Source organism: Streptomyces niveus (assembly GCF_001723055.1).
Lineage (GTDB): Bacteria > Actinomycetota > Actinomycetes > Streptomycetales > Streptomycetaceae > Streptomyces > Streptomyces niveus.
Window position 1 is genome coordinate 1 of sequence record NZ_MDCR01000527.1, and the last position, 4,464, is coordinate 4,464.

Consider the following 4,464-nt stretch of genomic DNA (forward strand, 5'->3'; position numbering starts at 1 on the left):
GGCGGCGGCGACGCTCTCGCCCTCGCGCTCACCGTCGCTGGTCACATTCATCTGGGTCTCGGACACGTCTTCGGCACGCTTCTCGGGACACGCCGACGACCGCCGGCTCGGACAGGATCCCCCAATTCTACGGACCCCGGTCCCGGCCCCCCGCGCCCTGCCGCTGCCGGCTACGCCCGGTCGCCGTCGGCGTCCCTCAGCAGCCTCAGCGCCCGCCTCGCCACCTCGCGCCCGATCGGCAGCGACGCCGTCGCCGCCGGGGACGGGGCGTTGAGCACATGCACCGTGCGCGGGGACTCCTGGATCAGGAAGTCGTCGGCCAGCGTGCCGTCCCGCAGCACCGCCTGGGCGCGCACCCCGGCCGTCGCGGGGCGCAGGTCCGCGTCCGTCACGGCGGGCAGCAGGCGCCGTACGGCGGTGGCGAAGGCGCGCTTGGACAGCGAGCGCCGCAGCTCGCCCGCGCCGTAACGCCAGTGCCTGCGCGCTATCCGCCAGGAGCCGGGCCAGCCGAGGGTGCCGGCCAGCTCACGGGGGCGCACGGCGGACCAGGAGTAGCCCTCCCTGGCCAGTGCGGGCACCGCGTTGGGGCCGACATGGACGCCGCCGTCGACGCCGCGCGTCAGATGCACCCCCAGGAACGGAAAGGCCGGATCCGGCACCGGATAGACCAGCCCGCGCACCAGGCCGGGCCGGGCCAGTTCGTAGTACTCGCCCCGGAACGGGACGATCCGCATACCCGGGTCGTCGCCCGTCAGCCGCGCCACCCGGTCGCACTGGAGCCCCGCGCAGTTGACGAGGGCCCGGGCCCTGACCACCTCTCCGGAGGCCGTACGCACGGCGACACCCCACGCCCGCCTGTCGATGACGGTGACCTCCGCCCCGTACCGCACGGACGCGCCCGACGCCTGCGCAGAGTCCGCGAGCCGCGCCGCGACGGCCCCGAAGTCGCACACCCCGGTCGTGCCGACATGGATCGCGGCCAGGCCGCGTACCTCCGGCTCGTACTCCATGATCTGCGCCGGGCCCAGCTCCCGCACCGGGATCCCGTTCTCCCTGCCGCGCTGGACCAGGGCGTGCAGCCGGGGCAGCTCGTCCCGGCCGGTGGCGACGATGAGTTTGCCGGTGACCTCGTGCGCGATGCCGTACTCCGCGCAGAACTTGACCAGCTCGGCGGCACCCTTGATCGCGTAACGCGCCTTGAGCGAGCCGGGGCGGTAGTACACACCGCTGTGGATGACGCCGCTGTTGTGCCCCGTCTGGTGCCGCGCGGGGCCGGGCTCCTTCTCCAGGACCGTCACGCGCGTGCCGGGCGCGGCCCGGGTGAGGGCGTAGGCCGTCGAGAGACCGACGATGCCGCCGCCGATCACCAGCACGTCGCAGTCGTAGCCGTACCGACGGCCGTGACCGCCCTGTTGGTCCTGACCGCCGTCGTGGCCCTCGGCGTGAGCCGAGCCGTCTTCCATCACCCGCGCAACCTCCCACCCCGATAGTGCACTGGCCCACTGACAATGCCCTTAAACCATCGGGGTACCACGCGTGTCCCACATCGTTCACCAAGCATTCGGCAGCAGGCACACCGCGTGCCTGCCCGCTCTACGCCGGAGCCACCAGCAGCGGGCGCGCCCGCTCCCGCAGCTCCGCGACCCTCGGCTCGTCGCCGTACGGCTCAAGGCGGTGCAGCAGGTCCCGTACGTACTCCGTGGTGCGCGCCGACGAGATCCGCCCCGCCACCTCCACGGCACGGGTCCCCGCCGCGCACGCCGCGTCCAGATTCCCGGACTCCAGCTCGGCGACCGCGCTCACCACCAGGCGTAACCCGTGCGAACGCGCGAACTCCTCCGTCGGCCGCGACAGCGCCTGCTCGTTGAACCGCCGCATCTGCTGCGGCACCTTCAGGTCGCGGTAGCACTCGGCGGCGTCGGCGGCGAAGCGGTCGTACGAGTAGAAGCCCAGCCAGCTGGGATCCGCGTCGCCCGCCCGCGAGCGCTCCAGCCAGCCCTCCGCCGCCTTCAGCGCCGCCCCGGCCGCCGCCGCGTCGCCCGCCTTCGCGTGCGCGCGCGCCTCCACCAGCCGGAAGAAGCTCATCGTGCGGGCCGTCGCGAGACCCCTGTTGCGCTCCAGCGCGGCCTGGGCCAGGTCGACGCCCTCGTCGGCGAAGCCCCGGTAGGTCGCCTGGAGGGACATGGACGCCAGGACGTAGCCGCCGAGCGGCACGTCGGCCGCCGCGCGGGCGAGCCGCAGCGCCTGGATGTAGTACCGCTGCGCGGCCTCCTGCTGGCCGGTGTCGAAGGCCATCCACCCGGCGAGCCTGGTCAGTTCGGCGGTCGCGCCGAAGAGACCGCGGCCGACCTCGTCGCTGTACGCGGCGAGCAGCAGCGGCGCCGCGTCGACCCGCAGACACTCGGGCACCATCGACGAACGCCAGTCCCCGCCGCCGTACTTGGAGTCCCAGCGCCGGGCGTCGGCCGCCGCCTCGCGGAGCTTGGCGACATCGCTGTGCCCCACCCGCAGGGGCGAGACCTCCCCGCCGTCCGCCCCGGGCGGCCCCGCGGGCGCCGCCGTGCCGGGCGCCAGGGGCGCGGCGGGCGGACCGGTCGCCCCGGGCCCGCCGTGCGCCGCGTGCGCTCTGCGTGCCGCCTCGGCCATCGCCGCGTCACGCGCGACGGAGGAGTCGGCGGGCGATATCAGCCACCGGGAGGCGGGCGTCGCGTACGCGCTGACCGCGAAGGAACCGGCCAGCGACTGCCAGATACCGCCGCTGCCCGCCCGCCGGCCCGCCAGGTCCAGCCGGTACAGATCGGTCGCCGACCGCACCGCGGCGCCCACGTCGCGCGGGAACGCGAGACCCACCTCAGGCGCCGGATCGGCGTCGGCCAGCCCGATTTCGTGCAGCGGTACGGGACGGCCCAGCTTGGCACCGATGGCCGCGGCGATCAGATGGGGCGCCGCACCCTGCGGAACCATCCCCTTCGAAACCCACCGCGCCACCGACGTCTTGTCGTATCGAAGCGTCAGACCTCGCTGCGACCCGAGGTCGTTGACCCGCCGGGCGAGACCGGCGTTGCTGATTCCCGCGAGGGCGAGAACGGTGCCGAGCTTCTCGTTCGGCCCGCGTAGCTCCCTGGACATGCGCCACCCCTCGACACACAGACGGCCGCCCCGCCGGCCCCTCTTGTTGAGGAGCCCGTGGCATTCGTAAACCCAGCGTAGTTCGCCGCATCCCTACCGTTAAGGGGCGGCGTTCCGGATGGCGGGATTGTTGTCCGTACGCGAGTACGCGCGAAACTCGCCCCTGCTCGAACGTGCTCCGGGTGTGTGGCCGTGCGCCCGGCCGTGCGCTCTTGGCCAAAAGAGGCCGGGAGCGCTTCCATGAGTGCTGCGTGGGTCGGCCCACTGCGTACTGGAACCAGTGGGCTGGGGGACACCGCCGCCTCATTTCCCCGCGGGTGGCGGATCGGTCCGGGAGGCGAAGGCGCCTCCCGGACTGTACGTTTGCCGACGTTCCGTCGGCCGGTCGGGCTCGGAGATTGGCTGAATGCTGCCCATCGAACCTGAGCCCCGCACCACCCCAATTGTCCTTTGCCAGGGGCGCGTTCCTCTTTCGCGCTCCCTCTCCGGGTCCTCCCCGGGTCCCCTCCTGTGTGCCGTTGTCGTGGCAGCATGTTCACGAACGACCGACTACGACGACGGTACGACTCTTGTCCACAGGCTGTGGAGGCGGCGATGCGCTGGTTGGTGGGGTGGAGCAGTATCGCCGCGAGCTTCGGCACGGCGGGAGCCGTGGGCGACACCTCCGAAGGCCGCTCGGTCCACCCCGTCGGGTCCCAACTCCTGTGGGGTGACCCGGATCCGCTGTGGGCCGTGGGCGACTGGCGCGACGACGAAGTACGGGTCGTCAGCGTCGACGCCTTCACCCGCCTCGCCGTCTTCGGCTGCTGCGGAGCCACCGACGAGCAGCTGAAACTGGGCCTGTTCGCGGCACGCGGCGGCGCGCTGCGCCATCTCACCGCCTGGCCCGGCAGCTACACGGCCGTCGCGCAGATCGGCCGGCGGATCACCGTCGCGGGCGATCTGGCGGGCGCGAGACCCGTGTTCCACACCCCCTGGGCCAACGGCACCGCCTACGCCACCGCCGCCCTGCCGCTCGCCGACCTCATCGAGGCACAGCTCGACATCGGGCACCTGGCCGCGCTGCTCGCCTGCCCCGAGACACCCGAGGCGCTGCGCGACTCCACGCCGTACGCGGGCGTCAAACGAGTCCCGCCCGGCCACGCACTCGTCCTGCGCGAGGGCTCCCGCGAGATCACCGGGTACGAACAGGTCTCCTCGCTCGCCGTCGCCGCGCCCCAGGCCGACCCCGAACGAGCCGTCGAGGGAGTCAGGGACGCCCTCGTCGAAGCCGTACGCGCCAGACTCCTGGCGCCGCGCCACGCCCCCGAGACGACGCCACCCGACCCCGGGCCC

Annotated in this window: 3 protein-coding genes; 1 reads left to right on the plus strand and 2 read right to left on the minus strand. The window is 73.3% G+C overall.

Annotated elements, in window-relative coordinates:
- Positions 1–170 precede the first annotated feature (170 nt).
- Positions 171–1,463: an L-2-hydroxyglutarate dehydrogenase gene (gene lhgD, locus BHU15_RS37290; RefSeq protein WP_079128645.1), complete on the minus strand. Its 1,293-nt coding sequence runs from the start codon at positions 1,461–1,463 to the stop codon at positions 171–173.
- Between the two features lie 130 nt (positions 1,464–1,593).
- On the minus strand, positions 1,594–3,129 hold the full coding sequence (locus BHU15_RS37295; RefSeq protein WP_069622489.1) for an NsdA family TPR-like regulatory protein: 1,536 nt from the start codon (positions 3,127–3,129) through the stop codon (positions 1,594–1,596).
- Between the two features lie 594 nt (positions 3,130–3,723).
- Here BHU15_RS37295 and BHU15_RS37300 point away from each other — a divergent pair.
- On the plus strand, positions 3,724–4,464 hold a 741-nt coding region (locus BHU15_RS37300; protein ID WP_497210049.1), incomplete at its 3' end, for a macrolactam cyclase family protein.